A 26,351-nucleotide genomic window follows, 5' to 3' on the forward strand; every position below is an offset into this window, starting at 1 on the left:
CTCAGTTCTCAAACATCGCCAGCACGTGCGACACAACATCCGCGTGCGGAACGACATCGCCCTTGCCCTCGTCCGATCGAAGCTTGAACTCGACACCACCAGCTTCGAGCGCCTTGTCGCCAATGGTGATGCGCGCAGGAATCCCGATCAGGTCGGCATCCTTGAACTTCACGCCCGGGCGTTCGATACGATCATCAATCAACACATCCACACCTGCATCAGCCAGTGATGATGCAAGTTCGGTCGCGATGCGCACGTGCTCGTCGTTGTCCGGCTTCATCAGCACAATCAGCACGTGGTACGGCGCGACAGCAACCGGCCAGATGATGCCCGCGTCGTCGTGGCTCATCTCCACGCACGCTGCCATTGTGCGCGTCACGCCGATCCCGTAGCATCCCATGATGACGGTCTGGCGCTTCTGTTCGCGATCGAGCACAGAGAAATCCATCGCGCTGGAGTACTTCGCGCCGAGCTTGAAGATGTGACCAACCTCGATTCCTCGCTGCTCGACCAGTGCGACACCCTTGGCGCGTGGCGAGGGATCGCCAGCCTCAGCGTTGCGGATATCCGCCACTTTCACGCGCGATGAGTCATTGAGCACATCGCCCATCTCACGCTGCCAGTTGAAATGCTTGACGTGATGGTCCATCTCGTCTGAACCTGTTGCCCAGTCGATCAAACCCTGCGCAGCATCAGGATCGATCACGAGCGTCGCGTTCTTCCCGTTGATTGCGCGCGGGCTGACATACCCGATCGCAAATCCCTCGGCCTTTGCTTTCTTTTCATCCGCCATCGCGATGGGATGCCCGACAACATCGCGCACCTTGCCCTCGTTCACCTCGTGATCGCCCCGCACAACCGCCAGCACATACCCGTCGCCATCCTTCGTTTCAAAGACAATCGTCTTGAGCATGGTCTTCGCTGTTGCGCCAAGATGCTCGGCAACACCCTCGATCCCCGGCATGTTCGGTGTGTGGACTTTTTCAAGACCAGCGCTCGTGCCTCTGTCAAACGACCACGCACGCTCGCCGATCTCGCACTTTTCGACGTTCGCTGCGTATCCGGTCTCAGGGCAGCGGAGCACTTTGTCTTCGCCCGTATCAGCGTTGACCATGAACTCGTGCGAAGCGGACCCGCCGATGGGTCCGGCCTCCGCCTCGACGGGCGTGAAGTCCAAGCCGCAACGACGGAAGATGTTCGAGTACGCTTGGTACATGTCGTCGTAGGTCTCGTTCAGTCCGCCCTTCCCCTCGACGGTGAGGTGGAACGAGTAGGCGTCCTTCATAATGAACTCGCGACCGCGCAGCAACCCGGCACGAGGCCTGGGCTCGTCGCGGAACTTCGTCTGGATCTGGTACAGCGTCACCGGGAGTTGCTTGTAGCTCGTCACCGAGCCCTTCATCATCTCCGTGATGACCTCCTCGTGCGTTGGCCCGAGGGCGCATTCGCGGTTGTGCCGATCCGTCAACCGGAACAGATCGTTCCCATAAGCCTCAGCACGCCCCGTCGCTTCATAGATCTCCATCGGATGGAGCGCGGGCAGGAGCAGTTCGCTCGACCCGATAGCGTTGAGTTCCTCACGGACGATCCGCATGATCTTCTCAAGCACCCGCCACGACATCGGCATGAGGTCGTACATGCCCGCGGCGAGTTTGCGTATGAACCCGGCCCGGCTCAGCAGGACGTGGCTGGGCACTTCCGCGTCCGATGGCGCCTCGCGCGTTGTCGGGATGATCGTCCGGGACCAGTACTGGATATCCCCCCGGCGGGTCGTCATAGCTGTGCGTGCGTGCTCTGCTGTTGTGCTTGTCTGGTTCATAAGGCTGCAAGTGTAGTGCGAAAAGGGCCGAAAGCACCTATTGTCCATGCCCATGACCGAGACAAGTACACAATCTCAAACTGCTGTTGCGTGCCCGTACCTCGATGAGCTCCGGTGGCGCGGTCTCATCAACCAGTGCACGAACGAGACCGAACTCGCAAAGCACCTCAATGAAGGCTCCCGGTCGATCTACGTCGGGTTCGATCCAACCGCAGACTCGCTGACCATCGGCAACCTCGTCGCGATCATGATGCTCAAGCGCGCCCAGTTGCACGGGCATCGCCCCGTCATTGTCATGGGCGGCGGCACCGGGCTTGTCGGCGATCCATCAGGCAAGAGCGCCGAGCGCCAACTCCTCACACGCAAGACAATTGATGACTACGTCGCGTCCCAGCGGCGGATCTTCGAAGCCATCATGGACTTCGACGTGCCCAAGGAACGCAGGCCGGTGATCGTGAACAACGCTGACTGGCTGTGCGAGATGGGATTCCTCGACATGCTGCGCGACGTGGGCAAGCACTTCTCTGTCAACATGATGATCCAGAAGGACTCGGTCCGCGATCGTCTCAACAATCGCGATCAGGGCATCTCGTTCACCGAGTTCTCGTACATGATCCTGCAGGCGTACGACTTCCTGCATCTGTACAAAGACATGGGTGTGACCGTGCAGATGGGCGGATCGGACCAGTGGGGGAATATCGTCGCGGGCACTGATCTGATTCGGCGTATTCGTACACTTGTGTGGTCTGATGCATACGAAGACGGAGTTAGACTCCAACAAGCTATATCACCACATGAACTTCTCGCTAGCGTACCACTAGATTTAGCAGATTCAATACGCAACGGGATAGCTGCAGTAGGGCCAGATATTGATTCCGTACTTGATTACGACAAGCTTACCCAATCATTTATGTCACTTGTGAGTTTCTGGGAACGCGAAGGAGATCCTGTTCCACCATTTGTCAAGCATCATTTTCAGAACCACATTCAGCAGCTACGTTGGGCACGTCAGGGAAATACCTTCGGTCTCACCACGCCGCTCGTCACAAAGGCTGACGGCGGAAAGTTCGGCAAGACAGAGTCCGGCGCGGTCTGGCTCACCCCTGAGCGTACCAGCCCGTACGCGTTCCACCAGTTCTGGCTCAACACATCCGACGACGATGCGCAGAACTTCCTTCGCATCTTCACACTGCTCACCCAGCAGGAGATCGCGGATGTTGTGGCTGCCCATACCGCTGAGCCGCACAAGCGCGGCGCACAGAAAGTTCTCGCGGATCACATGACAGACCTGCTGTATGGTGCTGAAGCTCGCGAGGGCGCAGTCCGCACAGCGCAGGCGCTGTTCTCGGGTGATATCAAATCACTGTCACCGTCCGAACTGGATGCAGCACTCGCTGAAGCGCCGAGTTCTGCGATGTCGCGCGATGTGCTCACGGGCGATGGCACTTCAATGATCGACGTGCTCGTGCAGACAGAACTCGCAACGTCGAAGCGTCAGGCTCGTGAGTTTCTCCAGAACGGGTCCGTGTCTGTCAACGGTGACAAGATCGGGATTGATGATGCGCTGACAGCTGGCCACGTGCTCCACGGCACGGTCACCGCGATCCGTCGCGGCAAGAAGAACTGGCACGTCATTCGGTGGGAATAGAGTTAAGATTGCGTCTCGAGTTAATCTGATGATCTGTTACAAGGATAATAAGGACATCTTCTTAATTCGCATGGACTATGTCGATCGATAACGCCATCCCTAAGCGTATGGCCAACATACAGCATATCCTGATCTCGCATTATCCAACTTGAATTTGGCTATTTGTGCATTGCAAATCGGCACGGAAAAACAGATGACAAACAAAAAAGAACTTCCAATATCCACAGGAACTAGCAATAATCAAAACAGCGTGCTCTTTTGTCCCGGCGCTCGCCAATCCGAAAGTGGTGACTTTGTTATTCTAGGACAAGTGTTTTCATACCCCAATAGCTGGAAAGGATTGCTGGCACTGATAGCTATCTGCTTAACCATTGTGAGCAGTATATTTGTTGGGCTGGTTTATGCACGCGGTGAGAATATCGCTCTATTTGGAGCGTGGGTAGGAAGTGACACTCATAGCATAGATCGGTTTGTTATTAATGAAAAAGGAGAGCGTAAGCGATATGACACTTATCAAATAGGATTCTGGACACCATCGCCTGAAACTGCCAAAACATACAAATCGGATAATTCAACACCATTGCCATTGTGGCAATCTCAAGTAGATGATGCTAAAGTGGATGATTTTGGTGATAAATTACGAAGCATACCAATGGTAAATGGCTACAGACGTTCACCCGTGATAGGGCATGGGCAAACTAACTACAAAGCAGGGTATTGGTGGGTAGTAGCCCTAGACAAAAGAGTGCCAGTGGAACAAGTTATTTATCTTTATCGCAAGCATTGGTCGCTACCAAGTAGCGAGCCACAAAATATCTATGTCGAAGTGCTGCCTCCAGGTGACTTTGGGTACAAAAAATGAGTTCGGCATGTGTACTAATTGCTAGATGCTGCCGCATTGTTGACTCTGCTCCAAAACACAACATTTACTCTCTTTGTGCACGCGCCTTGGCTGCAACCTTGTCGCGCCCTTCCTCATCCATCACAAGAAACTTGTGCTGTGAGTCTTCGCTGCAAAACCCGATGGTCTCGCCCTTGTAGCTGAGGTTGTACTTGTCGCGCACGGGCACACCAGTAAATGTGCATCTCTCGTTGATCGATTCGGCGCTCGCGGGCGCAACCTGGACAGCCGGGTCTTTCTCAACAAGCTCGGCGTTGTTGTAACTCGCGCATGCTGTCAGCCCGACGAGACATGCCGTTAGTCCTGCTGCGAAGATCCCCGTGCGTTTCATGTGCTGCTCCTTCGTGTGTTCCCTGTAAACTCGATTGGAGCATTGGATGCGATCCATTCCATCCGGTGACATCGCACCCTGGCATCACACCTGGACCAAAAAAACACGGCAGTTCAGGGCTGGTTCAGCCGGAATGCCGTGTGAGTTTCTGTAAGCGTCAAAGCTCAGTTTTTGCGGGCTTTGATCAATGCGGCATCGCGCTCTGACTCGTCCATCGCGAGGAACTTGGTCTGGCAGTCAGTGCAGCAGAACCCGATGGTGTCGCCCTTGTAGTTCAGGCTGTGGCCCTGGCTGACAGGGTGGCCACCCAATGGGCAGGTTTTATTGACAGACGTCTGACCAGCCTGTGCGAACTCAACGCCAGGGTCGCCCTCGACATGTGCGCCGCCGGTCTGGCAGCCCACCAGCGCAAGCATGCCAGTGATTGCGCACGATGCAAGAAGGCAGCGCCGATGATGTGTGTTTCGATTCATGTGTTGACCTCCTCAAGCATGATGTGTGACAAGTACAGAACGCGAACACAGATGATCTGTGACGCTGGGATGCGGAAGAACCCGCATGATGCAACAATATTCCGAACGCACTATGAACCACGCACAGTTGACATCGAAGTCCGAGCACTTCGATCAGCATTAGCGCATTCTTGACGAACTGATATTACTTGCTATCAAACTACTTGCCGTCGAACCACGTCGGCGCAATCGACGAGTCCACGCTGATCGGCACACGCAGATCGAACCTCGCGTCCATCGCGTGCTCCATCGCGTGGACAACAACATCCTGCACCTTCTCGGCAACCGGCTCGGGCGCTTCAAAGACCAGTTCGTCGTGGATCTGGATCAGCATGCGCACCCCATCAATTTCGGGCGATTTTCCATCGCGCCAGTGTGCCGCGTTGGGGCTGAAAATGCGATGCAGATCAACCATCGCGAGCTTGATCAGATCAGCTGCTGATCCCTGCACCACCGAGTTGATCGCGACACGCTCAGCGAGTGATCGCTCGCTCGGATTTCTGGCATCGAGACCGCGGATCGCACGCCGGCGGCCTAGCATCGTCGTGACATACCCGTACCGCTGCGCCTCGTCGATGCACTCCTGCATGAACGTCGTGATCCCAGCAAATCGATGCTTGTAATCGTCGATGATCGTCTGCGCTTCGGTGCGTGAGATATCGAGCTGACGCGCAAGCCCGAACGATGTGATCCCGTAGACGATCCCGAAGTTGACTGCTTTGGCGCGGGCACGCATCTCGCGCGTCACATTATCGATCGAGACGCTGTTCACTTGCGCAGCAACCGCTGCATGGATGTCCTCGCCGCGCTCGAACGCTTCGATGAGTCCCTTGTCGCGCGACAGATGCGCAAGCAGACGCAGCTCGATCTGCGAATAGTCCGCGCACACGAGCACGTGTCCCGGCATTGCTGCAAATGCCTTGCGTATCTCCCGTCCGATGTCAGAACGAATCGGGATGTTCTGCAGGTTCGGATCGGAACTCGAGAGTCTGCCCGTCGCAGCTCCGGTCTGATGGAAGCTCGTGTGCACACGTCCGGTGCGAGGATTGATCGCGTCCTTGAGCGCAACGAGGTACGTCGAGACGAGTTTGGTGAGCTGGCGGTACTCAAGAATGAGCTTTGGGATCGGGCTGTCCGTCGCACGATCTGCGACGATCCGATCGAGCGTTTCAGCATCTGTCGATGGACCTGTTTTAAGCTTCTTGTACGGCTTGATCCCAAGCCCGGGGTCGGCATCGGTCGGCTTGTTGAACAGAATCGTGCCGAGCTGCTTGGGTGAGTCAGGCTCGAACGTGCGCCCGCACGAGGACATCGCCGCGTCCTGAATTTCTGTCTTGAGTTCATCGATACGCGTCTGCAGGCGCGCACGCTGACGTTCGAGCTCGTCAGCATCAATGTACACGCCGTTGTACTCAATCTCTGCCAGCACCTCGACCATTGGAATCTCTACCGACGTCGCGAGTTCGGCAAGCCCGCCCGCGCGGAGTCTCGGACGCAGCGCTTCCGCGAGCCGGAACGTGATGTCGGCATCCTCGGCCGCGTACGCGCTGGCCCGATCGAGCGGGATCTGATCGAACGTCTTCTGCTTCTTGCCCTTGCCGATGAGTTCCGAGATCGACACAGGCGCGTAATCAAGATATGCCAGCGAGAGCGCGTCCATCGAGTACGAAGATCGTGTCGCATCATCGAGCCATGCCGCAGTCATCGTGTCGAGCGCTGCGAGCTCGCTGGAATCGCGTCTCGGCATCGCAACGCCTCGCAACTCCACGCCACTGTTGCGAAGCACGAGCAGATCGTACTTCAGATTGTGCCCGATCTTCGGCTTTGTTGCGTCTTCGAGCACAGATCGAACCGCATCAAGCACAGTTTTCGCGTCGAGATGCGTGTCCTGTTCCGCGGACTTCACAGGAACATACCACCCCTTGCCTTCTTCAATAGCGAATGAAAGCCCGCAGAGCTCGCAGTCCATCGGCTGGACGGAAGTCGTTTCGGTATCAACCGCAAAGACAGGTGCCTTCGCAAGCGCTGTCACAAGCTCATCGAGTTGTTTCTTCGTTTTCACACAGATGTAGTTTCCATCAGCAAGCGCCTGATCCGCTGCCGATTGCTGCGATGGTTCTCCTGCGATGTGATCGAACAGTCCACCGCCAAACGCGATATCGCTGGATGCTTGCTTCTGCGCGGGCTTTGCAGACGCAGCATCGGTATCGCCCGGCACTGTGATCCCAAACATCTCGCGCACTTCGTCCTGATACCGGTTGAATCCGAGCTCTTTCAGTATCGGTATCAGGTTTTCGAGTCTGATTGCACTCGTCTGCGCAGATTCGAGATCGAACGAGATCGGCGTGTTTCGATCAAGCTCGACCAGCTTGCGGGAGATGGAAAGCTGGCTTCCATCGCGTGCTGCGCGCAATCGCTCACCACGTTTGCCCTTGATGGAGTCTGCCGCATCAAGCAATGCCGAGAGCGAACCATGCTCTGCGATCAGCTGCGCAGCTGTCTTCGGTCCGATGCCCTCAACACCCGGCACGTTATCGACGTTATCACCCATGAGCGCGAGCATGTCGCCAACCTGATCCGGTTTCAGCCCTGTTTCCTCGAACAGCGCTTCTGCATCACTCACCTTGTCGTGATGAATGTCATAGAGAGCAAACGAACCCGAGGCATCCTCACCCTTCACCGGACGCAGCAACTGCTTCAGATCCTTGTCCTTTGTAATTGCGCGCACGCACAGCGCTTCATCCTTGAACTGCTCAGCGAGCGTCGCGATGACATCGTCCGCTTCGTACCCTTCTGCACCGAGCGTGACAAGCCCGATCGCATCGAGCATCTTCAGGCAGCGCTCGACTTGCGGCCTGAGATCTTCCGGCGGCGGCGGACGATTGGCCTTGTACTCCTCGAAGATCTGCGACCGGAACGTCCCGCGATCGCCCGATACATCAAGCGCAACCGTGATGTAGTCGGGCTTTCCACCCACCGCTTGCATCTGCTTCTCGTTGCCGCGCAGGAGCTTGAGCAGCATCCCGACGAACCCGTAGGTCATGTTGGTCGGCTCACCCGTCACCGGGCTGGTCATTGGTGTTCGTATGGCGTGGTACGCGCGGAAGAACTGGGCGTAGCCGTCAATGATGTAGAGTGTTTTCATGCGGACACACCCGCGTCAAAGAGTGCGTTCAGTCGCGCAAGCTCCGCATCGCTTGGCTTGTGGTTTCGACGCTGCATCGCTGCACGCATGGTCTCGACGAACTTCTCGAACCGGAACGTGCGCACGCCCGCGTCGGTTGCCCATGAAAACGATGCGATCGCGCCAGCCATCGGCTCCGTTCGCGCCCACATCGTGCCCGTATGCACAATCGCGCCGGTCATGATGCGCGTGCAGATCGCGGTCTTGGTGTGATCGCCAAGAACACAACCAAAGAATGTCTGGCCGGACCGCTCTCTTGACCCGCCGGGATGCTGCTGAATTGGGATCTCTGCGTATGTGTTGAGCAGATTGGAGTTTGTCGTTCCTGCGCCGAGATTCACCCACTGGCCAACCCATGAATCGCCGAGAAATCCGTCGTGTGCCTTGTTCGAGTATCCCTGGAACACCGTTCCCGTGATCTCGCCAGCCACTTTGCACACCGGGCCGATTGCTGTGTGCGCGCGGATGATGCTGCGATCGATGATCGTCGAACCACTTCCGATCCAGCACGGCCCGACCAATACAGATCCGGGCCGGGCAGTCGCATTGCCTGCAATATACACCGGCCCATCCTGCGCGTCGATCACAACAGTCGGATACACAACTGCGTTTGGATCGATCCACACACGATGATCGCCGATGATGGTGACTCCCTCGGGCAGGCCCGGGCCTTCGTCTGTACTGTCAAACAGTACATCAAGCGTCAGCGACAGGTCAACATCAATGCAGAGATCGCGCAACGCGCGCATATCCCACAATCTGCGCACAAGCACCCGCTCATCGGTATATACAACGTCCAGCTTGCTCAGCGCTGCATTTCGCGTTGCAGGATTGGCGAGCAGCTGCGCTGTTGGACCGTCACACACGGCTGCAACAAATCCACCGCCGTGCTCATCGGGTTCAACGAGCGCCTGACCAGATTCCAGATCGTCAATCCCCGCAAGCGGCAGATGGCACTGCCCGTTGAGAACAAACATCTCTCCTGCTGGCGGCGCGATCTCCTCACCAGCAGATGTCACTGTCACTCCGCTGTGCGATTCACGCACAATCCCCTTGAGTGCGACAGGCACGCTGAGCATTGCCGGGGCAATCCCGAACGCGAGTTCGAACCGCTCCAGCATTGTCAAGCCGCCCGTGCGCACGTCAAATACTGCGCGCAGATCTGTCACCGGCGACAGATCGTGCGTCCCATCGTCAAAGATGAATGCTCGTCGGGATTCGGAAGCCTCATCACTGGTCATGGCTGATCGTACTCAGGACGCGCCAGCATTGGGCAGTGTCATCCAGCGTCGGTTGCGGAAGCTTGATCCAGCGTTCTCAGCACCGCGCGGACCGGGCTCCCGTCAAATCCCCGCAGTTTGAGTGGCAGAGCGATCAACTCATACACGCCGGGCGTCACCGCGTCGAGCACAAGCCCTTCCAGTATCGCGATGTTGTTGCGCGCACACGCGGCATGCGCAGGGAGATCCTTGCTTGTTGCGGGGTCAACGCTAGGCACATCCACGCCGAGGGTTCGCACACCCCGTTCTCCCAGCGCGTCGATGAGTTCCGGCGCAAGCCCGCAGAAATCCTGATTGAACACCTGCTTGTCTGGCTGTGTCCCGGTCTGGATCAGGACGCGTGGATGCAAGGTATCGCCGATGATCGCATCGAGTCCGACGCGAAGATTGTCACGATCAATCTTCGCATCATCGATACCAACCACCACGCACGGCCCCAGATAACGCGACAGATCCATCTCGTCGATCGTTTTCCCATCGATTACGTAATGGCTCTCGGCATCGGCGTGGCTTGCCACATGTACCGTCGTCGTCAGCGTCGAGAGCGTGATATTCGCACCATCGTGCATATCCAGCAGCACGCGACGTTCCGGCGGCGTGTCGCCCGGGAACACCTGCATCGCCGGATTGATAACTGGCGAGATATCGATGATCGTGCCTGATTCGGTCATGGCTGAGTGTAGAAGATGTCGGTCGGAAAGTGTTGCCAGATCCGCTGTGGAACAACATCCGTATACTTCACGTTCTCCGATAGACAGACGTACCCATACAGAAAGACCTTATGAGCCAGACGCACACCGCCCCCCTCCACACCAGTTTCGAGGGCATTGCCCGTCTTCGTGAGTCGATGGCTTCCGTCTACATGGGCAATATCGAAGCGATTGATCGGCTTATACGGTGTCTGCTTGCGCGTGGACACATGCTCATAGAGGATGTCCCCGGTGTCGGAAAGACTGTCCTTGCCACGTCGCTCGCCAGAAGCCTCGACTGCGCGTTCTCACGCATCCAGATGACACCCGATCTGCTTCCCGCGGACGTGCTCGGCGTGAACGTGCTCGACATGAAATCCGGGTCGTTCGAGTTCAAGCCCGGCCCCATCTTTGCCAACATCGTGCTCGCAGACGAGATCAATCGCACAACGCCTCGCACGCAAACCGCGCTCCTTGAAGCGATGGGTGAAGCGACTGTTTCGATCGACGGGATTACGCGCCAACTCGAATCACCATTCATGGTCGTTGCAACGCAAAATCCGCACGACTTTGAGGGCACATACCCGCTTCCAGAAAACCAACTCGACCGGTTTCTCATGCGAATGAGCCTCGGCTATCCCGATGCGAACGTCGAAGCGGATATTCTTGAACAGCGCCCGTCGCAAGCCCACCTTCATAACATTCACGCGGTTGCAACACGCGCACAGGTGTCGCATTGGCAGGACGCGACCGATAGTGTGCGCCTGGACCGCTCGCTCATCGACTACATCGTTGCTATTGCAGAAGCAACTCGCAACGACGACGAGCTTACGCTTGGACTCTCGACGCGAGGCTCGCTCGCACTGAGTCAGGCAGCACGCGCGTCAGCTATGCTCCGCGGACGCGACTACTGCATCCCCGAGGACATCACCGAGAACCTGCACATCGTTGTCGGGCATCGCATCCTGGCGCGTTCGTACTCATCGCGCGACGATATTGCACAGCAGGTGCTTGATCGGATTATTCATCGAGTGCCCAGCCCAGCCTGAGTTTTGTGCGTGCAGTTCGTCTGACTATTCCCCCGCATGCACAGCGGGGATGGCATTGGTGCGGGCTTTCAGCATGACCAGCACCCCCTCGATCACGATCCACACCTCCATGATCAGCATCAGCACAGCGATGATCAGCAGGTGCGTCTTGCCCTTCGCTTGAGAGAAGCTCTCGGTCTGGAGTGCGATCGCCCAGCCGGTCATGATCAGCATGAATGTCATCGGGATGGCAGTGACCCACGCGGGCTTCTTCTGTTTGACGAGCCAGACGGTGATGACGAGCAGAGCAAGCCCTGCAAGGAGTTGATTGGTTGCGCCAAAGACGGGCCACAAAAGTAGGCCGCCCTTGCCGGCTGCTGCCAGTCCTCCCGGTGCGGTGAAAGCGTCGGAGATCGCGAGCATGAACGCGGTGACAACCGCGACCCCGGTCGCAACGTACCGATTGTGCAGTGCGCGGATCTGGAACCCAGTATGTGTGCCAGCACTCTGCCCCGCGAGTTCCGCAATGATGTATCGCTGCAGACGCGTTGCGCTGTCGAGTGTTGTTGCAGCGAATGACGCAACGAACACGCCCATAATCGCAATGGCAATGGAGTGGGAGAGCCCGAACGACTCCATCATGTTTGCCGATCCAGTGACGAAGGGTTTCAGGATGTTTGGCAGCCCGCCATCACCGCCCCATGTACCGTAGTGATGGAGCCACGCCTGACGACCAATGATGATTGTTTCTACCGACCGGCCTGCTTCGTTTGTCACAAACTGACCGGAGCCCGTGCCAAGGCCGATGCCAGCAACACACGCGATGATGACGAGTGTTGCAAGGAACCCCTCGGTGAGCATCGCGCCGTATCCGACGAACTGCGCGTCTGCCTCGGAGCGAAGCTGCCTGCTCGAGCACCCGCTGGACACGAGACAGTGAAACCCGGAGACTGCGCCGCACGCGATCGTAACGAACAGGAAGGGGAAGAATGCAGGCACGGGGGCGCCGTTGCTCGCTGGTGCAGGTGCAACCTGCACAGTATCCGCAGCGATTGTCGGATGCGCAACTAGGACGCCGAGCAGCAACAAACCCATCGCGATGATAAGTTGCCACGCGTTGATGTAGTCTCTTGGCTGGAGCAGTGTCTGCACCGGGAGCACACTGGCGATAAAGACGTAGATCAGCAGAAGGATAGTCCATACAGCAACGTCGCTAATGTGTGCTGTGATGCTCGATGGGATGACGACATGTGTCGATGGAAGCATTGCGCTCGCTATGATCGTGGTGTACATCAGCACGACTGCGACGATCGTGCCGAGCGCGACATTGCCGCCGCGACGCATCCAGACGCCGAGCCCGATCGCGATCGGAATCTGGAGCCAGACAGGCGCGACACTGGATGGGTACACCTTGAAGATCACCGCGATCACGAGACCGAAGATTGCTAGCACGATCCAGAGCCCGACCAGTACGACGATGAGAAACAGCAGGCGCACACGCGGATTGACTACGTCGCTGGCAAGGTCGGCAATGGTGCGTCCCTTGTGACGCATGGAGATGATGACCGAGCCGAAGTCGTGCACTGCGCCCATGACGACCGAGCCGACAAGCACCCAGATCAGCGCGGGAACCCATCCCCAGACGACAGCGACCGCCGGGCCGACGATCGGGCCCGTTCCGGCGATTGACGTGAAGTGATGGCCGAACACAAGGCTTCGTTTGCTGGGCACAAAGTCCACGCCGTCCTCGCACTCGATGCTGGGTGGCGTCCGCGATGGATCGATCGAGAAGATCTTCCTCGCGAGCCACGTGCCGTAGGTGCGATAGGCGATGATGTAGAGGACGAACGAGCCGAGCGCGATCAGAACAGTTTCCATACGAGTATTGATCCCCTATCAGAGCATGGAGAAACGGGAATGCGAATAGGATACACGATCGGCAATCGTTACGAAAGTCTGCAAACTGAGCTAAGGTGTCCCCTTGGGAGTCGTGCATGGATATCGAACGTCGCGTCGCAAGCCCTGCGGTTGCACTGGAGACAACGCTGATCCTCCACGGCGTGCCGAGAGATGCGGCATTACCACTGGTTGATCAACTGGGTGATGCTGTGAGAGCATCCGGAGCGAATCCGGCACTGGTCGGCGTGATTGCAGGCAAGCCAACTGTTGGACTGACACGTCATGAGATAGAAGATCTCCTTGCAGCATCCAAAGTGCCAAAGGCCAACACGTCAAACCTTGGCGTGCTGATGCACAGAAAGTCTCACGCAGCAACAACCGTCAGCACGACCATGGAGATCGCATCTGGTGCAGGTTTGCGCGTCTTTGCAACGGGCGGGCTTGGTGGTGTTCACAAGGGATTCAGCGAACATCTTGATATCAGCAGCGACCTGGCGGCGCTCGCTCGCACGCCCATGGTTGTCGTGTGCTCGGGGGTGAAGTCGATTCTTGACGTTGCATCTACACGGGAACTTCTGGAAACACTTGGCGTGACGGTGGTCGGGTATAGGACAGATACTTTTCCAGCGTTCTATCTTCGCGATGCGGGATCGTCTGTCGATGTGCGCATGGATGATGCGAAGGAGATCGCAGCGTTTGCATCACACGAGTTGGCGCGCAGTGGCCGCGCGATTGTTGTTGCGAATCCTGTACCGATAGACCACGAACTGACACAACAGGATTGGGACGAGTACATGGAACGCGCGAGGGCGCATGTCGAGCGTACAGACAGCAGTGCATACGGACGCAACGCAACACCGGCGCTACTTGCTGCGCTGCACGAGACGTCCGGCGGGCGCACGTTGACCGCGAACATTGCGCTTGCGGTCAGCAATGCTGGGCTTGCAGGGAAGATTGCTGCTGCGATGAAGTAGGTTCCTGGCCTCCTTCGGGTGTGGCATTATGTGAAGTTGCGGCGAAATTGGAAGCTATTTGCGACCGGAAGGCTATATGCTCGAACCGCTGTCGGTCCCGGGCGATACTACAATGTGCAATCGCTTGGTGCTCCTGCTGCGCTTGAAACGTAGCGGAGAAACAGATTGGAGAAAGGTATGAACAGTTGTTCCGGTTTGCGTACGAGTTCTTTGTGCCGTATGGGTCTGCTAGGAGTATTTGCAACGATCATTGCTTCCGGAGCGTGCGCGCAGCAAACAGACATCCCAAAGAATACAGATGAAGCGGTGCGAGTCTATGAGCAGCTCGTCGAACGCTATGCCGCGTTTCAGGCCTATCAGGATACCGGAGCATTGAAGTATGACATCCAGATCGATGGTGACGACTCGATGTTTGGCGGAATGAATAGCTGGCCTGATCAACCGATGTCATTCAGTCTCGATCGGCCGGGGAAGTTCCTGCTCAAGCTGGGCGGCCAGATTGGCACTACATTGCAGTCGGACGGCTCGCAGATGTGGATTGTGTCCGATACTGCTGAACAGTACATTGAGGTTGATCGGCCTGAACAGATTGATCTTCAAGCGTTGAGTGTGAAGTACCCAACTGCGCAGTTCACCTCGCATCCAGTTGCGGGGATACTGCTCAATGAGATGCGAGTGAAATCACCAACGACGCCTGTTGGCGTGAAGCCGGAAGAACGCAATGGAGTAATGGGCCAGCGACTTTACCTGCACATGCGGTATACGGAGGACAGTATGCCCGGATGGGGCGATGTTGATCTTCCGGGCACCATGTGGATCGGGTCCGATGGTCTCATTCATGAGTTTACGATCGACTACACCGATGCGTACAACGACATGATGGCTGAGTACGGTGGGGGCGGTGGAGACACGGATCCAAACGACAGGTTCGCTGGCGATGCGCCCGAGGAAGATACTGATGCGTTCGACTTTGGTGGGTTTGAGATGCCGACGTACAAGAAGATGGCGTATACATTCGTCATCGACAACCCAACCATTACGCCCGACTTTGCACCCAATATATTTGCATTTGAGGCACCCTCCGGATACGAGAAGGTTGACGAGATCTCCATGCCGTGGGATGACATGGACTTTGATTTTGATGCAACTTCCCAGCAGGACCTCGCATTGACGCTTGTAGGCAACGAAGCTCCGGCATGGACGTGCGAAACGCTTGAAGGCGGCGAACTCTCGCTTGCTGACCTGCGCGGGAGTGTTGTAGTAATGGACTTCTGGGCAACGTGGTGCGGTCCGTGTGTTGCTGCAATGCCGCACATGCAAAAACTCCATGAGAAGTATGAGAATGAAGGCGTTGTGTTTCTCGGGATCAATCAGGATTTTGGAAACTCTGAAGCCGTTGAAAAGTTCCTAGAGAAGAATAAGGTCACGATCCGGCAGGTGATGGACGACGGCACAATTGGCACCGACTATCACGTTTCAGGCATCCCGACACTCGCCCTGGTCGACAAGCAAGGCGTCGTGCAGCACATTTCCGTCGGATTCGGTGGTGAAGCAGAAGCCGAGGAACTTGCACATCACATTGATGCAGTGCTTGCAGGCGAGCAGTTGTTCAATAATGAGGACGTTGTCCCGATCGGCCACATTGATGAATCGGCGATAGTGACGTCAACCCCTATTGAGAATATCAACCCGGACTCGTTCACGTTGGATGGAAAACTGCGAAACGTGACGAGCCCGTCGATGCCCGGCATGGTGGGTGGGCAGCTTATCGAGCACGATGTCGATGGCGATGGTGTAAAGGAGTTTGTGGGATTGAGTGGCACGATGCCCGCGTCGAAGATTGCGATCGTGACACCGGACGGCACAGACAGCCGAACGATCAGTCTCAAAGGGATGGCGCGTCAGGCGATGGTGCAGGGACTTGGTGTGGACGGCGAGGGTGAGCATCTCCGGTTCCTTGTTTCCGCCATGCACACCAATATGCGCAATGCTGAGAACACGCTATACATGTTCGATCAGAATGGTGAGGAGGTATGGTCGTATTCACCCGATGTCGATGCAAATGCCTTTTCGCAACTCAGCTTCAGGCTCGGTGATATCGATAACGATGGCAAGCGAGAGGTGGTTGTGGGCATTATGGTCATGGATATGCGGTCGTACTCGAATCACAGCTATGTTGCGATCATTGATGCAGATGCTGGTGACCTGCTCGCAATGACAAGTATTGGGAACGTGCATGTGCAGGGGATCAACCTGACTGAGCCCGATGAGCATGGGACACAGATGGTCCTTGCTGTGACCGATCGGGGCGTGGAGCGGCTGGCATGGAAGCGACCGTGAGTTGATTGTGCAAAGCAACAGGCCGCAAGCGCACTGCTCGCAGTCTGTATTTTATTTGTAATAATCTAGACGATATGTCAGGGTATGTGAAGTCCTTCATCAAGGTCACGCAGTTTCATTTTCTTGACGAGCAGTGCCCCTGCGAGCACACCGATCGCACCGCCGATTGGGTTGGTGATTCGCGTAAAGAGCGGCTCGCGGCCGACCTCTTTTATGGCTTTAAGTACTTCCATTGTCGACTGATCTGCCGGGCGTGCTGGTCGTTCGTTTGTTGGTTGTGGTTGTGCAAAGCCCATTGCTGCGCCAAGCACGAGGAGTGTGACAGCCAGCACAATGCTCGCGTTGCGACTGCGGGCGATTAACTGGCAGACGATTCCGCCCGCGATCGCGGCGATGACCGTGATGCCGAGTGCGGTGAGCACCCAGAGCATCGACGCGTCGTAACTTTCCGGCTGAAGTACTCGATCAACACCCAGAATGAACATCCCAGCGAGAAATCCGATCATAACGATCACGGCAAGTGTGATATATCCAGCAATGAATCCGAGGATTGAGCGCATCATGATGCGTTCCTTTCTATTCGATAAATGTATAATGGAATATATATCAGATGACTATGCAACTGATGCGACAGCATCACAAAGCAGACTTGCTGCATGTGTCTCTGCTTCGATCGCATTTTCTACAAGACGGGCAAGGTCGGCGTAAATCGACATCGCCTGCTCGTGTGTAATGTCGCAAGAGGCAGTCGAATCGCGGAGTTTGATCCACTCTGCCTCGCCGTTTTTAATCGCGTTGGCATCGAGCATCTCAGAGTAGCTGTCGATCATGTCGCAGCCACTACGGACCTCGCGGATATCGCAGTCGGCGATAAATGTTGCGATACTTGACCAGTGAGTAGCAGCGGTGTCGTACGCATACGCAGCGTTGGTATAGGCGCTGTGCTTTGCGAGTGTTGCTGCTTCACGCAGAAACTCAGCGTACATCGCGCGGCCCCCAGCCGGGGGTGTCATCTCGCAGGTCAGGCCCTCATACACGCGACGCAATCCGAGACACGCCAGCCTGCCCTCGGGGAAGAGCGTCGCCCAACCCTTGAGATCGCGATCATCGGTGAGCATCTTCGCCCACCTGCGCATACCCGCGAACCCAAAGTTTGATGCATATCCCTTGTACGGCGCGTTCTCGTACCGATCGGCAGTCTTTGCGATTGCATCGTGGATCACAGAGACAATGTTTTCAGGCCTCGCATCGCGGGGAACTTCGAGCAGTTTGTTCTTTCCCTTTTTGAATGCTGCTCGTGCCTGCGCAAAGTCCTTGCGCGAGATGGTCAGTGGTGTACTGCCACCGGTATCGAGGACGATCTGGTCGCCGTCATAGCCCGTTGCGCAGACAACCTTTGGTGCGTTGCCCTTGAGCATCGCCGGCCCGACGATCTGGTTCAGGCTCATCGCGTCAACAACGCACAGGACGGGTCGATTGTCGTCGAGTGCAGCAAGCAGAGTCTTCTCCGCTTTGGCTGCGCTGGTTGTTTCATGGGTGATCGCGCCGATGCCCATTCTGTCGATGCCGTTCATCACGAACTGATCTGCCGACGTGTCGTAGCGCATAAGTGTCGAGAGCAACGGCGGAAAGCCCTTGTATTCGAACACAATATAGAGAAATCCGATGCCACCCGCGATGCCGGTGATCATCGCTTCAGACAGAGGCTCATCAGATCCTGGTGTGCGAACACCGAGTGAACTGAGCATGTTGCGTGCAGCACCCGTGTCGCGGCAGATACCTGGCGCAAACGCGTAGCCGGAATCGGTTGTAACGAGTGCGGTTTCCTTTGAACCAGCGAGCTTTGCGAGCAGATGCGCCCGTGCTGTGGTATATCGCTCGCCTGTGCGCTCCATGCGCTGGCGGACGTGGAGTTTGAATTCCTTGTGCTTGGTCACGATCGTGTTCCATTCAGTGCGCAGAACAGTGCCAGCCCGTCCGCCTGCAGTGTTCCGCCGAATGGTGATCGTCGGATGGATTGCTCAGATCCCGAGAGGTTGATCACACGGGTGGGTGTGAGGGCCTCCCTTTGCTCCCGCGGTGCGATCCGGGACGGCGGATCGTCAGGGAGTTTGGCGCGGAATGAACGCCAGCGGGAGTATACATCAACCAAAGAAGGAGTGCAAGCACACTACTGGGCTCATTTCGGAAAGATCCGCCCCAAACTTGTTGCCTCAGGTCCACATCTGTTCAGGATAGAGTGCTCTGGTGTGTGCCTTTCAATCGTCCGATCTCGGATAAGGCTATCGCTCCGATACATGGCAGATAGATCACACCGATGAGTGTGAGCACCTGCTGCGCAATCGCGTCAGCGTGTGGTGCCCTCATAACTCCGCCAGCAACCGCAAAGGAGAGCACAACGCACGCGAGCACAAAGTTCAGACCAAGGTCGATGCGCCTTGTCACTCTGCTTTGCCTGCCTCTCCAGGTTACAAACAGGAGCATCGCAAGCAACGCAATGAGCAGGCCGATGAAGATGGGAAGTCGCTGCTGCTGAAACTCATCCGTGTAGGCAAGTGAAGGCGCATCGATCTTCGCGCCTGTCATGCGGTTGAACAGATTTGCTGTCCACACTGGCGCGATGTACGCAACGATGCCCACGACTGCAAACGGAACGATTGCAATATTGCCAAGTCGATGTACACGATCTCGATCGCGCGGCTTCCACTTTGTGCGTTCGGGCCATCGCCTGCGCATCGCGCCCTTGACACCATACCACACGACAAGTGTGCCGAGCCACGAGAGTGTACCGATCTTTACGATGTCATCTGGCTTGACTGATGGCGAAGCAAACTGCGAGCATGCGCCCGCGAGCAGCACGAGCGAAACAGCACCGACGATCGCTGCCCGTAGAAAACTCGTCGTGTCGGCAGGGTCGATGATCGTCATTGGCGTGTGGTATCGGGCTGCGACTGTGGCGGGTTCGCCATAACTGCGCACGAGGGCAAGCGCGGCCTCTGTGCGTGCTGCCTCATTATCACTCGCTGGAGCATTTTCTGGTACACTCTGCTCCATACGTGCATTGAGCTCCTCGTGCAGCAGTGACCGCAACTCGCATGCTACATCGGCACGCATGCGCCGCGGCACAAGTCGGACGGTATCGTCGATGTACGATTCGATGATGGTGCTGGTGTGCATGGTGTGTGTTCTTTGAGTCGTTGTATGGCGAATGTTCTTTGTATGAGTTTGTTTGCGTGCTACTGCTTCTCGATCAGGTGGTTGACCGTGGCAGATAGTTCGTTCCAGCTGTCAATCATCGATGCGTAATGCTGAACGCCCTGCTGGCTGAGCGTGTAATACCTTCGGCGTGGACCATCCTGATCGCGCCACTCGCTCTCAAGAAGACCCTGCGACTCGAGTCGTCGCAGGAGCGGGTAGAGCGTGCCCTCTTCGATGGCAAGCCCAGCATGACCGAGTGCCTGCCGGAGTGAATAGCCATACTGGGCAGTCCTCAGCATTGAAAGCACCGCCAGCACCAGCAGGCCGCGGCGCAGCTCTGGATCCAGCGTTGCAGTTTCTGATGGCTGGGATTGTTTGGCCATTGCTTGGGATAACCACTGAGAGCACGACACTACTGTGCGGCACATAGTACTATGTGTCGCACAGTATGTCAAGCCTTTTTCGAAGAAACGCTCGCGATTACGCACCATCAGGTGATCTGGTGCCCAGCATCTTTGAGTGCAGCAATGGCAGCATCGAACTGGTCGTCTCGCAGCAGGATGTAGTCGGTATCGTGCGTGCCCAGCGACAGGATCCAGATGCCCGCGTCAGCAAGCGGAACGACCAAGCTGGACAGGATGCCGGTCTCAGTTGTTCCGAACGTCATCGCAACAGAGATCAGGCGGAACCGGCCCACACTTTTGCCGATGGATTCAATGATCTCCAGCGACGCGATGATCGAGAGTTCGTCAGCAGTGCGCGCAACAAAGCACGGCGAAGCGTTCTGAATCACCTCGGGCAATGGGTCAGCAGCATTGAGCTTTGTCATGCCGAAGAGGCCAGCTGTTACATGAGTTGGGAGTGAGATAGTCATGCTGGGCACACAGTATCCGCTCGCTGGGCATGGTTCGGACAGAGCGTGCTCTTTCGTTTCCAGATCCTATAGAATACAGAAGAAAGTTATACCAACAATCATTTCCTTCTTTCACATAAGGAGTTATCTCTATGCCAACCTTTGTCATGAGCACGCACGTCAAGGCACCACTCGAACAGGTCTTCGCTGTGTTTACCGATCTTGAAAAGGCTGCAGACCGAATCCCCGCGATCACGAAGATGGAGATGCTCACCAAAGGTCCCTTCGGCGAGGGCACGCGCTGGCGCGAGACGCGACTGATGTTCAAGAAGGAAGCGACCGAGGAGATGTGGGTCACGGGGTTCAACCCGCCGAACAGCTACACCGTAAGGGCAGAGTCCCATGGCTCGATCTACGAGACGCTCTTCGAGTTCACACCCGAAGGCGACGGCACCAAAGTCCAGTGGACGTTCAACTGCACGTACCAGTCGATCGGCGCGAAGATCATGGGCCCGATCTTCAGCGTGCTGATGAAAGGCATGATGAAAAAGTGCATGCAAGAAGATCTTGATGCGCTGCGCGATGTGTGTGAGGGGAAGATGCAAGATTAAGACGTACAAAGAAAAGCATCGGTCGCGCGAGGCGCCGATGCAATGTGTTCGTTTCTTGGTTTGGTGAGACGATCTCTGTATCGATGACTTTTCGCGTATCACTGTTGATTGGCGTACGCCTGGTCGTAGCAGAGATAATCCAGCGCATCGAACACACCATCGCGATTGCAGTCTGCCCGCGGATCGTGCGACGAGTGCATGGACGCAAAGATTGCGGGATCGATGGATGTCAGATACGAGTCGCTGTCCGTGTCGGCATAGCCGTCGCAATCTGCTCCGTTCACGCAGAGCTGCGCAAGATAACTCTGCCAGAAAATGTCTGGTGAAACAAGTGTCGCCAGCGGGCTGTGGCCCCAGAACACGCACGCGTTGGTCGGGTCGGGGTCAATGCCGGAATAGTCTGCCTTTTGAGTAGTTGGGCGGACGTACGGGTTCTGCTGCTTCATCTGCGTGATCGAGAGCACACCGGCGGAATCGGTGGGCAGATGTGCGCCCATCCAGAACTGCGGGTACGTGCTCGCGCCGCTCTGCGTCCACACAAGACCGACGGTGCCGTTCGAGCTGACCGCGATGGAAGGATCGAACGCCTCGTCGTCCTGCGGCCAGATCTCACCGACCTGCGCAAGCGTGGGGGTGGCACTGGGTGTCATCGGCCAGCCGTTGGTGTGGATCTCGTACCAGCGCACGATGTTCTTGTCGAGTGGCGATGGGTCAGACGGACCAGCAACAGGTCTGACGTGGTGTGTTGCCCACAATCGTCCGCCCACACTGGCATCGGGGCGGTAGGTTGCGTGATTGAACTTGCTCGCAATCAAAATCATTGGCCCCGGTACGGGTGATGCTGCTATTGCATCCGTGTCCCACCAGTCAGGCAGGTTGCCCCCGGTGATCGGTGTGCTGACATATGAGAATGTGTAGCTTCCCGGCGTGCCGGACTTTGTGATCGCGCCGAGAATCAGTGTGTCCTGATAATGTTGAATACCTATTGGCCCCGGCGCATAGTTGGGCTTCTTTTCCGTAGCGATTGTGTAGATGGGATGGGAGTTGTTCCACGCGTCGTACTCGACCGCCACAACGTGACCGTACGTTGACTCCGTGCCCCACGACTGCACGTTGTCTTTCAGTTGCAGGAACGAGAGCTCGGAGCTCACAATATTGGTTGTGCCGGTGACGACGGACACCGTGCCCGTCTGCAGCTTGTCCTTGTCGATCATGCACAATGTCGTGCTCCGATCCGTTGTGCCTTCGTCGTCCATAAAAGCGATGTACAGCGTATCGTCGTCCACAGTAATGTTCTGATTGTGTCCAAGCCCATGCAATGGCGATGGCTGAATATTGAGATCCCACGCTGTAAAATCGTACTTGTACCAGTCACCGGTGGAGACACCGTTCGGTCCGTTGATGGCATCCCAGTTCGACGGGGTTGCGTCCGTCGACACTCCGATCTGCACCCGAGAAACGACCAGTTGGGTCTGAAACAAACCCCATTCGATGGCAACAACCCAGAACCGATCATCCTCGTAATCGTAGTACACCACCGGATCACCTATAAGGAATGTTACCGTTGGAGAAACTGTTGTTTCAGGAAAGAAGTACGGTGTTCCCGGGCTGTTGTAATCGCCGAGACGGCATTGGGTGCCGATCTGATTTGCTGCTTTGTCGTGCAGGTACAGCCACGAGTTTGTGCATGTGAGCACGCGAGAATCTCCAACGGCAATTTCAGTGTCTGAAATCGGGTAGTTTGGGTAGTTCGCCACCTCTTCAAGATGGACGGCGAGCGTGGAAGCTGGGCTGCACAACTGGGCGGAGGCTGGGAACGTCCCGATCGCGAACACGAGCGACGATATATTTCTGAGGTTCCTGTTCATTTTTTCTTCCTTTGGTGGCACCACGACCATGATGTGGTACACTGGTTATATCCGGTATCGGACGCGGAGGATGCCATGAAACTGCAAAATGTTGATAAGTTGTATTCCGCAGTGTCTGCGATGTTCGTGTTTGCCTCTCTTGCCAGCGCGCAGCCACATGCAACATTTGCAATTGATGTGATTGGTGGCGTTGTGTCGCCATCAAACCCATCAGTGACGGTGCGTGTGTCCGGTGTGTTCCCGGAGACGTGGTATGCGCTCGGGTACGCAGAATTCGATCTGATCAGTTCGGACGAAACAGGCGAGTTCAGCAATCTGTTTATACCAGCGCCGATCGGCCCATATCCGCACGGAACGTGGGGATGTGTCAATACCTTGGCTGGCGCAATTGTTAGTGGCAGCATTATTGAAGCGGGTTTTTTCCAGTTGAATGCGGTTGGTTGCGTGGCACATACTGGCACGCCCCTTCCCATTTGGGAGGGAACGTGGACGGCGACGGACTTCACACCGCGCACGGTCACTCTGCACACGGACAACACACAAGAGTTTCGTGTGCTTGTTGATAGCACAGCCACATTCGGATATGACTTTGTAGCCGCGGGATGGTTCGATCACGGGTTTGGTTCGATCACGGTCGTGCCTGCGCCGTCGTCTGGCGCGCTGATGCTGGCCGGGATGATGTGCATCGCTCGCAGGAGACGATAGATCAGCCGATGCGATGCAGAGCACACCAACTGTTCTTTCCTTTGTTCGCAACGTACGCGATGTGCTGTGCTGTCTGCGCGCAGCCACATGGAACATTTGCAATTGATGTGATTGGTGGCGTGGTGTCGCCATCAAACCCATCGGTGACGGTGCGTGTGTCCGGTGTGTTCCCGGACACGTGGTATGCGCTCGAATACGCGAAGTTCGATCTGATCAGTTCGGACGAAACAGGCGAGTTCAGCAATCTGTTTATACCAGCGCCGATCGGCCCATATCCGCACGGAACGTGGGGATGTGTTAACACCACGGGTGGCACTATCATGAATGGCAGCGCGTACGAAGCGGTGTTTTTTCAGGTGAATGCACTCGGTTGTGGAGCATATCCAGGCACGCCCCTTCCTATCTGGGAGGGGACATGGACAGCGACGGACTTCACACCGCGAACGGTGGATCTCCACACGGAGAACACACAAGAGTTCCGTGTGTTTGGAGATAGTGGCGCTACTGCTGGGTTTAACTTTGTTACAATGGGACTGTTTGAGCACGGGTTTGGTTCGATCACGGTTGTGCCCGCGCCGTCGTCTGGCGCGCTGATGCTGGCCGGGATGATGTGCATCGCGCGCAGGAGACGATAGATCAGCCGATGCGATGCAGAGCAAACAAACTTTTCCTTCCTTTGTTCGCCACATGCGTATCGGCTTCTCTTGTCTGCGCGCAGCCACATGCAACATTTGCAATTGATGTAATTGGTGGCGATGTGTCGCCGACAAACCCATCGGTAACGGTGCGTGTGTCCGCCGTGTTTCCAGAAACATATTTTTCACTTGATTTGGCAAAGTTCGATCTGATCAGTTCAGATGTACAGGGTGTCTTTTCAGATGCGATCATCCCTGCCCCAATCGGCCCCTTGCCGCATGGCAGCTACGGGTGCTTGATCACCGAAGGTGGTTCTTTCTCAAGCGGGTCTGTATACGGAGCCTGGTACAAACACATCAACTCGCTCGGATGCTTTGCATATCCGGGTACTCCGCTTCCCATCTGGGAGGCAACATGGACGGCGACAGATTTCACGCCGCGCATGATCGATCTTCACACGGACAACACACCCGAGTTCCTTGTGTATGGAGATCATAACGCATCTGCAGGTCTAGATATGGTTGCCATGGGCTTATTCGAGCACGGGTTTGGTTCTATCACGGTTGTGCCCGCGCCGTCGTCTGGCGCACTGATGCTGGCCGGGATGATGTGCATCGCGCGCAGGAGACGATAGATCAGACGATGCGATGCAGGGCACACAAACTTTTCCTTCCTTTGTTCGCCACATGCGTATCGGCTTCTCTTGTCTGCGCGCAACCACATGCAACATTTGCAATTGATGTGATTGGTGGCGTGGTGTCGCCGACAAACCCATCGGTAACGGTGCGTGTGTCCGGTGTGTTCCCGGAGACGTGGTATGCACTCGAATACGCGAAGTTCGATCTGATCAGTTCGGACGAAACAGGCGAGTTCAGCAATCTGTTTATACCAGCGCCGATCGGCCCATATCCGCACGGAACGTGGGGATGTGTTAACACCACGGGTGGCACTATCATGAATGGCAGCGCGTACGAAGCGGTGTTTTTTCAGGTGAATGCACTCGGTTGTGGAGCATATCCAGGCATGCCCCTTCCTATCTGGGAGGGGACATGGACAGCGACGGACTTCACACCTCGCACGGTGGATCTCCACACGGAGAACACATCTGAGTTTCGCGTATTTACTGATCACAATGCAACTGGTGGGTATGACTTTGTAGCAGCGGGGTGGTTCGATCACGGCTTCGGTTCGATCACGGTTGTGCCAGCGCCGTCGTCTGGCGCGCTGATGCTGGCCGGGATGATGTGCCTCGCGCGCAGGAGACGATAGATCACATTTTTTTCAAAGTGACCCTGCCGATGCATACGATACAGGTATGCTCGGCGCAGCATGCGATCGCAGCAGGGGCCATCTCGGTGGGCTCTGTTGAGGAACGTCCGGGCACGACAGGGCGCAACGGTGATCCGGCATCTCGAAAGAGTCGCTTGGTCACCCGGCTAGAGCACGCTCCGGAGTGGAGCACTGGTCGAGGGAAAGTGCCACAGAAAACACACCGCCGATGGCTCGCAGTCTGTTCGATGCGGGATCAGGTAAGGTTGAAAAGGTGCGGTAAGAGCGCACCGCCCGGCTGGTGACAGTCGGGGCACGGTAAACCCCGTTGCGTGCAAGGTCATGCAGTGTCCGCACCGCAAGGTGACGACCGGCCCGGTCGGAAGGACGCGGGTAGACCGCAGGGAGCAATCCCGCGTTGTGATCCGTCTTTGATGGGTCACAACGCAGAGAAATGATCGCGCTGCTGGACAGGCACTCGCAATCGCGCCGGAGCGCGCGAGTGAACCAGCCAGCGGACAGAACCCGGCGTATCGCTGCGTCATGCTCCATGTATGGGCGGGTGGTAGGGAGACCTCCATCCGCCCGCCTTTCTTTCGTCGCGAG

General features: G+C 56.5%; 23 protein-coding genes and 1 other RNA gene. 11 read left to right on the top strand and 13 right to left on the bottom strand.

The window, feature by feature from the left end; translation table 11 throughout:
- Position 1: 1 nt before the first annotated feature.
- Positions 2 to 1,777 carry a proline--tRNA ligase gene (locus H6815_11930; protein MCB9861149.1) on the bottom strand — a complete coding sequence of 592 codons (1,776 nt, stop codon included), beginning with the start codon at positions 1,775 to 1,777 and terminating at the stop codon, positions 2 to 4.
- A gap of 94 nt (positions 1,778 to 1,871) precedes the next feature.
- On the opposite strand from H6815_11930, the gene H6815_11935 reads away from it, so the two are divergent.
- Positions 1,872 to 3,467, top strand: a complete 1,596-nt coding sequence (locus H6815_11935) for a tyrosine--tRNA ligase (protein ID MCB9861150.1) — start codon at positions 1,872 to 1,874, stop codon at positions 3,465 to 3,467.
- 148 nt (positions 3,468 to 3,615) lie between these two features.
- Complete coding sequence (locus H6815_11940; protein ID MCB9861151.1) at positions 3,616 to 4,329, top strand: hypothetical protein; 714 nt, start codon at positions 3,616 to 3,618, stop codon at positions 4,327 to 4,329.
- A gap of 64 nt (positions 4,330 to 4,393) precedes the next feature.
- Here the strand turns inward: H6815_11940 and H6815_11945 are convergent, their stop codons facing one another.
- The 5 genes from H6815_11945 to H6815_11965 all read right to left on the bottom strand — a co-directional run bounded on the left by H6815_11945 (position 4,394) and on the right by H6815_11965 (position 10,346).
- Complete coding sequence (locus H6815_11945; GenBank protein MCB9861152.1) at positions 4,394 to 4,699, bottom strand: hypothetical protein; 306 nt, start codon at positions 4,697 to 4,699, stop codon at positions 4,394 to 4,396.
- 164 nt (positions 4,700 to 4,863) lie between these two features.
- A complete protein-coding gene (locus H6815_11950) occupies positions 4,864 to 5,172 on the bottom strand; it encodes a hypothetical protein (GenBank protein ID MCB9861153.1) in 309 nt (102 codons plus the stop codon).
- A gap of 199 nt (positions 5,173 to 5,371) precedes the next feature.
- Entirely contained in the window at positions 5,372 to 8,356 is a 2,985-nt protein-coding gene (gene polA, locus H6815_11955; protein ID MCB9861154.1) for a DNA polymerase I, read from the bottom strand.
- Entirely contained in the window at positions 8,353 to 9,636 is a 1,284-nt protein-coding gene (locus tag H6815_11960; GenBank protein MCB9861155.1) for a hypothetical protein, read from the bottom strand. Before H6815_11960 ends, polA begins: the two co-directional genes overlap by 4 nt.
- A 38-nt stretch (positions 9,637 to 9,674) precedes the next feature.
- Positions 9,675 to 10,346 (bottom strand): cyclase family protein, encoded by a 672-nt coding sequence (locus H6815_11965; protein MCB9861156.1) that lies wholly within the window; start codon positions 10,344 to 10,346, stop codon positions 9,675 to 9,677.
- Positions 10,347 to 10,522: 176 nt separating this feature from the next.
- Between H6815_11965 and H6815_11970 the strand changes: the two genes are divergently transcribed.
- Complete coding sequence (locus H6815_11970) at positions 10,523 to 11,413, top strand: AAA family ATPase (GenBank protein ID MCB9861157.1); 891 nt, start codon at positions 10,523 to 10,525, stop codon at positions 11,411 to 11,413.
- 24 nt (positions 11,414 to 11,437) lie between these two features.
- On the opposite strand, the gene H6815_11975 is transcribed toward H6815_11970, so the two are convergent.
- Positions 11,438 to 13,270: a carbon starvation protein A gene (locus H6815_11975; GenBank protein MCB9861158.1), complete on the bottom strand. Its 1,833-nt coding sequence runs from the start codon at positions 13,268 to 13,270 to the stop codon at positions 11,438 to 11,440.
- Between the two features lie 116 nt (positions 13,271 to 13,386).
- On the opposite strand from H6815_11975, the gene H6815_11980 reads away from it, so the two are divergent.
- Both H6815_11980 and H6815_11985 read left to right on the top strand, forming a co-directional pair.
- Positions 13,387 to 14,265: a pseudouridine-5'-phosphate glycosidase gene (locus tag H6815_11980; protein ID MCB9861159.1), complete on the top strand. Its 879-nt coding sequence runs from the start codon at positions 13,387 to 13,389 to the stop codon at positions 14,263 to 14,265.
- 177 nt (positions 14,266 to 14,442) lie between these two features.
- A complete protein-coding gene (locus H6815_11985) occupies positions 14,443 to 16,605 on the top strand; it encodes a TlpA family protein disulfide reductase (protein ID MCB9861160.1) in 2,163 nt (720 codons plus the stop codon).
- A 77-nt stretch (positions 16,606 to 16,682) separates the two neighbouring features.
- On the opposite strand, the gene H6815_11990 is transcribed toward H6815_11985, so the two are convergent.
- The 5 genes from H6815_11990 to H6815_12010 form a co-directional block, all read right to left on the bottom strand.
- The gene (locus H6815_11990; GenBank protein MCB9861161.1) at positions 16,683 to 17,168 is read right to left on the bottom strand and encodes a hypothetical protein; all 486 of its coding nucleotides are present in this window, start codon (positions 17,166 to 17,168) and stop codon (positions 16,683 to 16,685) included.
- A 51-nt stretch (positions 17,169 to 17,219) separates the two neighbouring features.
- On the bottom strand, positions 17,220 to 18,542 hold the full coding sequence (locus H6815_11995; protein MCB9861162.1) for a DUF4872 domain-containing protein: 1,323 nt from the start codon (positions 18,540 to 18,542) through the stop codon (positions 17,220 to 17,222).
- Between the two features lie 292 nt (positions 18,543 to 18,834).
- Positions 18,835 to 19,782, bottom strand: a complete 948-nt coding sequence (locus H6815_12000) for a hypothetical protein (GenBank protein MCB9861163.1) — start codon at positions 19,780 to 19,782, stop codon at positions 18,835 to 18,837.
- 59 nt (positions 19,783 to 19,841) lie between these two features.
- The gene (locus tag H6815_12005) at positions 19,842 to 20,186 is read right to left on the bottom strand and encodes a PadR family transcriptional regulator (protein ID MCB9861164.1); all 345 of its coding nucleotides are present in this window, start codon (positions 20,184 to 20,186) and stop codon (positions 19,842 to 19,844) included.
- 107 nt (positions 20,187 to 20,293) lie between these two features.
- On the bottom strand, positions 20,294 to 20,677 hold the full coding sequence (locus tag H6815_12010; protein ID MCB9861165.1) for an ACT domain-containing protein: 384 nt from the start codon (positions 20,675 to 20,677) through the stop codon (positions 20,294 to 20,296).
- Positions 20,678 to 20,808: 131 nt separating this feature from the next.
- On the opposite strand from H6815_12010, the gene H6815_12015 reads away from it, so the two are divergent.
- On the top strand, positions 20,809 to 21,267 hold the full coding sequence (locus H6815_12015; protein ID MCB9861166.1) for an SRPBCC family protein: 459 nt from the start codon (positions 20,809 to 20,811) through the stop codon (positions 21,265 to 21,267).
- 98 nt (positions 21,268 to 21,365) lie between these two features.
- Here H6815_12015 and H6815_12020 read toward each other — a convergent pair whose 3' ends face one another.
- On the bottom strand, positions 21,366 to 23,135 hold the full coding sequence (locus H6815_12020) for a hypothetical protein (protein MCB9861167.1): 1,770 nt from the start codon (positions 23,133 to 23,135) through the stop codon (positions 21,366 to 21,368).
- Positions 23,136 to 23,210: 75 nt separating this feature from the next.
- Here H6815_12020 and H6815_12025 point away from each other — a divergent pair, with 75 nt between their 5' ends.
- From H6815_12025 to rnpB, 5 genes are all read left to right on the top strand, one after another.
- A complete protein-coding gene (locus H6815_12025; protein MCB9861168.1) occupies positions 23,211 to 23,840 on the top strand; it encodes a PEP-CTERM sorting domain-containing protein in 630 nt (209 codons plus the stop codon).
- Positions 23,841 to 23,848: 8 nt separating this feature from the next.
- Positions 23,849 to 24,475, top strand: coding sequence for a PEP-CTERM sorting domain-containing protein (locus tag H6815_12030; protein MCB9861169.1), 627 nt, complete (start codon positions 23,849 to 23,851; stop codon positions 24,473 to 24,475).
- 8 nt (positions 24,476 to 24,483) lie between these two features.
- The gene (locus H6815_12035; protein MCB9861170.1) at positions 24,484 to 25,110 is read left to right on the top strand and encodes a PEP-CTERM sorting domain-containing protein; all 627 of its coding nucleotides are present in this window, start codon (positions 24,484 to 24,486) and stop codon (positions 25,108 to 25,110) included.
- A gap of 107 nt (positions 25,111 to 25,217) precedes the next feature.
- A complete protein-coding gene (locus H6815_12040) occupies positions 25,218 to 25,745 on the top strand; it encodes a PEP-CTERM sorting domain-containing protein (protein ID MCB9861171.1) in 528 nt (175 codons plus the stop codon).
- A gap of 50 nt (positions 25,746 to 25,795) precedes the next feature.
- Positions 25,796 to 26,294, top strand: an RNA gene (gene rnpB, locus H6815_12045) — RNase P RNA component class A.
- Positions 26,295 to 26,351: the final 57 nt, after the last annotated feature.

It is taken from the genome of Phycisphaeraceae bacterium, assembly GCA_020639155.1.
In the GTDB taxonomy this organism is placed as follows: Bacteria; Planctomycetota; Phycisphaerae; order Phycisphaerales; family UBA1924; genus JACKHF01.

Excerpts from the sequence above, each read along its gene's own strand:
- H6815_11985 (MCB9861160.1), top strand. The coding sequence starts at position 14,443 with ATGAACAGTTGTTCCGGTTTGCGTACGAGTTCTTTGTGCCGTATGGGT.
- H6815_12030 (MCB9861169.1), top strand. The coding sequence starts at position 23,849 with ATGCGATGCAGAGCACACCAACTGTTCTTTCCTTTGTTCGCAACGTAC.
- H6815_11990 (MCB9861161.1), bottom strand. The coding sequence starts at position 17,168 with ATGATGCGCTCAATCCTCGGATTCATTGCTGGATATATCACACTTGCC.
- H6815_11930 (MCB9861149.1), bottom strand. The coding sequence starts at position 1,777 with ATGACGACCCGCCGGGGGGATATCCAGTACTGGTCCCGGACGATCATC.
- polA (MCB9861154.1), bottom strand. The coding sequence starts at position 8,356 with ATGAAAACACTCTACATCATTGACGGCTACGCCCAGTTCTTCCGCGCG.
- H6815_11945 (MCB9861152.1), bottom strand. The coding sequence starts at position 4,699 with ATGAAACGCACGGGGATCTTCGCAGCAGGACTAACGGCATGTCTCGTC.
- H6815_12010 (MCB9861165.1), bottom strand. The coding sequence starts at position 20,677 with ATGACTATCTCACTCCCAACTCATGTAACAGCTGGCCTCTTCGGCATG.
- H6815_12025 (MCB9861168.1), top strand. The coding sequence starts at position 23,211 with ATGAAACTGCAAAATGTTGATAAGTTGTATTCCGCAGTGTCTGCGATG.
- H6815_12015 (MCB9861166.1), top strand. The coding sequence starts at position 20,809 with ATGCCAACCTTTGTCATGAGCACGCACGTCAAGGCACCACTCGAACAG.
- H6815_11975 (MCB9861158.1), bottom strand. The coding sequence starts at position 13,270 with ATGGAAACTGTTCTGATCGCGCTCGGCTCGTTCGTCCTCTACATCATC.
- H6815_12005 (MCB9861164.1), bottom strand. The coding sequence starts at position 20,186 with ATGGCCAAACAATCCCAGCCATCAGAAACTGCAACGCTGGATCCAGAG.
- H6815_11965 (MCB9861156.1), bottom strand. The coding sequence starts at position 10,346 with ATGACCGAATCAGGCACGATCATCGATATCTCGCCAGTTATCAATCCG.
- H6815_12000 (MCB9861163.1), bottom strand. The coding sequence starts at position 19,782 with ATGCACACCAGCACCATCATCGAATCGTACATCGACGATACCGTCCGA.
- H6815_12020 (MCB9861167.1), bottom strand. The coding sequence starts at position 23,135 with ATGAACAGGAACCTCAGAAATATATCGTCGCTCGTGTTCGCGATCGGG.
- H6815_11950 (MCB9861153.1), bottom strand. The coding sequence starts at position 5,172 with ATGAATCGAAACACACATCATCGGCGCTGCCTTCTTGCATCGTGCGCA.
- H6815_11980 (MCB9861159.1), top strand. The coding sequence starts at position 13,387 with ATGGATATCGAACGTCGCGTCGCAAGCCCTGCGGTTGCACTGGAGACA.
- H6815_11960 (MCB9861155.1), bottom strand. The coding sequence starts at position 9,636 with ATGACCAGTGATGAGGCTTCCGAATCCCGACGAGCATTCATCTTTGAC.
- H6815_12035 (MCB9861170.1), top strand. The coding sequence starts at position 24,484 with ATGCGATGCAGAGCAAACAAACTTTTCCTTCCTTTGTTCGCCACATGC.
- H6815_11970 (MCB9861157.1), top strand. The coding sequence starts at position 10,523 with ATGGCTTCCGTCTACATGGGCAATATCGAAGCGATTGATCGGCTTATA.
- H6815_11935 (MCB9861150.1), top strand. The coding sequence starts at position 1,872 with ATGACCGAGACAAGTACACAATCTCAAACTGCTGTTGCGTGCCCGTAC.